This is a genomic window from Flavobacterium sp. YO12 (assembly GCF_004119495.1).
In the GTDB taxonomy this organism is placed as follows: domain Bacteria; phylum Bacteroidota; class Bacteroidia; order Flavobacteriales; family Flavobacteriaceae; genus Flavobacterium.
On the sequence record NZ_NRQU01000117.1, the window covers coordinates 1 to 5,074 of the forward strand.

At 32.1% G+C, this 5,074-nt stretch carries 4 protein-coding genes; all 4 read right to left on the reverse strand.

The window, feature by feature from the left end; all coding sequences use genetic code 11:
- Positions 1-173: 173 nt before the first annotated feature.
- The 4 genes from BOW55_RS20405 to BOW55_RS20420 all read right to left on the reverse strand — a co-directional run bounded on the left by BOW55_RS20405 (position 174) and on the right by BOW55_RS20420 (position 5,019).
- Positions 174-2,201, reverse strand: a complete 2,028-nt coding sequence (locus BOW55_RS20405; RefSeq protein ID WP_129026274.1) for a hypothetical protein — start codon at positions 2,199-2,201, stop codon at positions 174-176.
- A gap of 103 nt (positions 2,202-2,304) precedes the next feature.
- Positions 2,305-3,051, reverse strand: a complete 747-nt coding sequence (fabG, locus tag BOW55_RS20410) for a 3-oxoacyl-[acyl-carrier-protein] reductase (RefSeq protein WP_089055474.1) — start codon at positions 3,049-3,051, stop codon at positions 2,305-2,307.
- Between the two features lie 250 nt (positions 3,052-3,301).
- Entirely contained in the window at positions 3,302-3,577 is a 276-nt protein-coding gene (locus BOW55_RS20415; protein ID WP_129026276.1) for a hypothetical protein, read from the reverse strand.
- A 95-nt stretch (positions 3,578-3,672) separates the two neighbouring features.
- Complete coding sequence (locus tag BOW55_RS20420; protein WP_129026278.1) at positions 3,673-5,019, reverse strand: DUF4302 domain-containing protein; 1,347 nt, start codon at positions 5,017-5,019, stop codon at positions 3,673-3,675.
- Between the last annotated feature and the right edge of the window lie 55 nt (positions 5,020-5,074).

Genomic DNA, 5,074 nt, shown 5'->3' on the forward strand with positions numbered 1-5,074 from the left:
AGAAAAACTAATTCTCAAAAATCTACAATTATCAAACACTTTCCTTGATTCTCCAAAACCAAATTACCTACTCTTGTAACAAACTTTCTACTAAAGCAAATGCAATATCTAAAATACTCTAAATACCGCTCATAAAACTATGATTTTCCTAAATAAAAACCTTTTAAATTCAATTAAAGTAACCCGCTATATTTCCTAACAAACCACTCTGTCGTTAACAAAACCGCAATTAAAACCAATAACCAAACCCAGTCAATAATTGGAGTTTTTGTAGAAACATTTTTTTCAATCGATTTGTATTCTTTACTTTCTAAAAGCTCTTGAATCAAATCATCGGCTTGATCTTCAAAGAATGCTTTTCCGTTGGTTTGCAGTACTAATTGTTTCAATTTTGCAACATCAGGATTTACAAATTGTTTTTCGATGTCAAAATCTAAAATTTCAAAATGACTTGAATAAGATGTATTTGAATTTAACTCTTTTACTGTAAAATTATACTTTCCTGCGGTTAATCCTTCTAAGTTTACGGAGAAAGAATTGTTTCCTTTTAATAAATCGTAGTTTTTTACTTGTTTGGTTTCGGCATTTTTAACAGTGATTGTTAATCTTGCTTTTTCGTCAAACTCATAGTTTTTATTAAAATACTGTGCATTAATTATAATTTCTTCACCCGAATTATAAAAACTTTCATGTGCTACAACGAGTGATTTCTTTGATGTTGATGTGGCTAAATACTGAATTATTTTATCTATAAATACATCATATTTTTCAAACGACTGATTGTCTATATGACTTTGTAAACGCCATTTCCAGCTATTTTCACCTAAAAGAAAGGCTGTTCTTTTTCCCTGATTTTCGGCGAAAGCCAACAAAGGAGCATTTGTAGAAACGTTTCTAATTTTTGAAGAAAGTAAAACAGACACATTTCCGTTTGTTGAAATTGTTCCGAATAAGTTTTGCAATGGCGGAAAATTCTCGAAACCAATATTATCAACCGCAAATAAATTGAACTGCGATTGAAATTCAGATAAATAATCTTCGATTTGTCCACTCATTTTAAAAACCAAATTATTTTGCTGCTGGTTTAGAAAATTAAAATCGGTGTTGTTTCCTGTAATGATAAATGTGTTTCTTCCGGCTTGTTTGTTATTGTCAAAAACTGCTTTGAAAGCTGATGTCGGCTGATATAAAACTAAAACTGATGCTTCTTGCAGCTGGCTGATATCATTTGGTTTAACTAAAATTACTTTGCGTTGTGCATTAACTTCGATTGAGCGTTTTAATGCAGCAATATCTGGATGGTTTATAGCTGAAACAATTGCTATTGTCGATTTTTGATCGATTACTTCTACTGCAAAGTTCTTGATATTATTATAGCTGTTCTTTTCTTTTGCGGTTGACGAAATACTGGCTTTAAATATTTGCAGCCCTACTTTATCAGCTGGTAAAAGCAAATTTAATGCTGCTGTTTTTCTGGATGGTGAGAAAGAAACTTTCTCTTTTGCAACAACGGTATTTCCCTGCGAAATTGTAAAATCGGCAGTTGTAGATTTATCGCCTGCATACTGAAGAAAAACTTCTACAGGAAATTTATTTTTATGAAATGCGTATTTATTTACGTTTAACTGATTTATTTTTAAATCAAGAAAAGTGGTTGTATCTCCCACAACCAAAGGATAAACTTTATTAACAGGATCAAATCGGTATACGTAATCGTTTCCTGTAGTTTGATTTCCGTCAGTAATAATTACGGTTGGGAAAATCAGATTTTTATTGATGCTTTTTAAATTCTTTGCTGCTTCGTCTAGATTGGTTTGTTTGCCGCTAAAATCAAATTTATCTGAAATTTTAAAATCGGCATCGAATTGGTAGGATTGAATATCAAATTTTTCCTTTAATGCGGGATTTGAAATTAGCTTTTGATATAATTCAACTGCTTTTTTGTCTGCTTTTAATGCGGTTATCGAACTTGAATTATCAACAGCAATTGCCAAAGGTGTTTTGGTAATTTCCAACGAGCTTTTTGAAATTACTGGGTTTATAAGTAACACCAATAATCCAAAAATGGCTAGAAAACGTAAAAAAGCCAAAAACCAAATCAGATTCGATTTGTTTTTGGCTTTAAAAAAATATTGAAAATACGATAACCCACCCGCTATTACTAAAGAAAGCAATAATAATAAAATCGTGTTTGTAGTCATATATATCTAGTATTCAGTAATCAATTTTTAGTGATCAAATTAAAAAAATTAGTGTTCAGAGTCAGATAAAAACTGAAAACTAAAGTCTGAACACTGAAAACTATTAAGTAAGCATTCCTCCGCAAACATTAAGCACTTGTCCTGTAACGTATGCACTCATATCTGATGCTAAGAAAAGACAAGCGTTTGCTACATCTTCTGTAGTTCCGCCACGTTTCAACGGAATTCCGTCTCTCCATCCTTTTACTACATCTTCTGGTAGTTTTGCAGTCATTTCTGTTTCAATAAAACCTGGAGCGATTGCATTACAACGAATGTTACGTGATCCTAATTCTAAAGCTACTGATTTTGTAAAACCAATTGCACCTGCTTTTGATGCTGCGTAATTTGTTTGTCCTGCATTTCCAGAAACTCCTACAACAGAGCTAATATTAATGATAGAACCTGCACGCTGCTTCAAGAACGTTTTTTGAATTGCTTTTGTCATATTAAAAACTGATTTCAAGTTTACATCAATTACTTGATCAAAATCAGCTTCAGACATACGCATTAACAAGTTATCTTTTGTAATTCCTGCGTTGTTAATCAAAATATCTACTGTACCAAAATCAGCCAAAACTGCATCAACAAAAGTTTGTGCTTCATTAAAATCGGCTGCGTTAGACTTGTAACCTTTTGCTTTAACACCTAAACCATTTAACTCCGCTTCTAAAGCTTGAGCAGATTCTACAGATGAGCTATATGTAAATGCTACGTTTGCTCCGTGTTTAGCAAAAACTTCTGCAATTCCTTTTCCAATTCCTCGGCTCGCGCCAGTAATGATTGCTACTTTTCCTTCTAGTAATTTCATATTGAAGTATTCGTTTTTATTTTTTGAAATACAAATATAGATTATTTGGGCGTTTAATAAAATTTGTGCCATAAAAATTGGTCCTGAAATTATTTATTCTAATCTAATTGGGCGTAGAAACATTAAACACATAGAAACACCTTTTTTAAAGTTATTTATATATCTCTATATAACTGTATGCTGCGGGTTAATCTAATAAAAAAGCGATTCAAAATTGAACCGCTTTTCTCCTTAATAATTAAACTTAGAATTAACCTATATGCTCTTGCTTAGTAATGTAAAAAATAATGATAAGCACTACGGCCATTATCAGCATTCTATAGATAGATGATTGAAACTCTCTTGTTCCATTAATTTTGTCCTTTTTTTTCTGTTTTATCAAATTCCAAATCATAATAGGAATAATGACAGCTATTGAGGCATACAAATAATACCTCACATATTCATAATACCATTCTGTTATGGCGATAAGTATAAGTCCCCACAAAGAAATAATACTTATCGGTGCAGCAATTTTCTTTTTCATCAGATTAAATTTTAATCATTAATGCATTTTAGTTTTAAAAAAGCGACTCAAATTGAGTCGCTTTTTCTCCAAAATTAAAAACAAAACTAAAATTATTAGTTAAGCCTCCAAGTTGTCATTCTAAATGGACTTGAAGAACTTGTAAACGTATAAACTGGATCACTGTAAAATACTCTAAAGCTCTCTTTTTTCACATAAATTCCGTTTGGATCCATCAGATACTTATCAAAACTAGCAAGGAATGCCGGCGTCGCTACTGTTGTATTTCCGTTCCAAGATTTATGTTTTAAAATCACTTTTTTACCAACTGCATCTTCTGTAATAGTAACATGATGCTGTAAAGCTCCTCTTCCTACGAAAGTGTAATAAATAAATGTTCCAATAGCATGATTACTATATATTTCAACAGTTGCAATGCTTTGTCCTTTAGGTAAAGCCGCATTAATTTTAGCTATTTCAGCATTAAACAATACTGAATTACTTGGAGCATTTACAGTGTGATCATTAGTATAATATCCAAATGCAGTAAATGGCTGCCCAGGAAGCAATATCTTATAATCATCTGTAAGTGATAAAGGTTTGTCTGTATATTTAATAACAGCACTTACGCCGCCTGTTCCTGTTGCTGTAAAACTTCCATCAGTATCATTATATACAAAATTAGTCAGGTTTTGTCCGCCCACTACTACTGCAGGACTCACAACAATACCGGTTGGGGTATATCCTACTCCCATATTGTAGCTTACAGAATAACCTGCTTCGATAGAATTTGACTCTGCAAAACGAGTTACGGCAGAAAATGAAAAATCAAACTGATGTTTTGTTGTTCCATCATTTGTTTCTAATAATCTAAACAGTGGTCTGGTCGGAGCCCCAATTACATTAGGAATCATATCGATATTTTTATGCAAATCTGCCCAGTCCTGAGCGGTTGCTTTTACGAAACGTAATTCACGATTATTTCTATTGGTTCTAAAAATAATCTCTCCTTTTTCCTGACCGTAATACAAAAACTGAAAATCTCCTAAATATCCTTTCGCTCTTAAGGCTGGAATTGGGAAATTATCTGATTCTGATAAAAGGTGAATTCTATTTTTTGTTGTAAAAGTCACACTTACTGTACTTCCAAGCTGAATAGCGTACTCGCTTTTATAAACATCTGTATCTGCATCAAAATCTGATGCCATTTCTACACTTCCGTCTTTTGCAAACTTAAATAAATGTGTATAACCTCCTAAAACAGTATTATCTGTAAAATAGACTGCTTTCCATCCAAATTCTGATGAAAGTAATGCATCGTTTAGTTCAGATTTTTGATTATTTAAACGCGTTGTAGGCGTTTCTTCAAAAAATTGCTCAGCATCTGTATTATTATTACAGGCGGTTAATTGCAGTATTAAAACAGCTGCAAATAAGTATTTATATAGGTTTTTTATTTTCATAATACTTTTATTAATTGTTTATTACTGCACTTGTATTTTTCTCTGCCTCATCTCT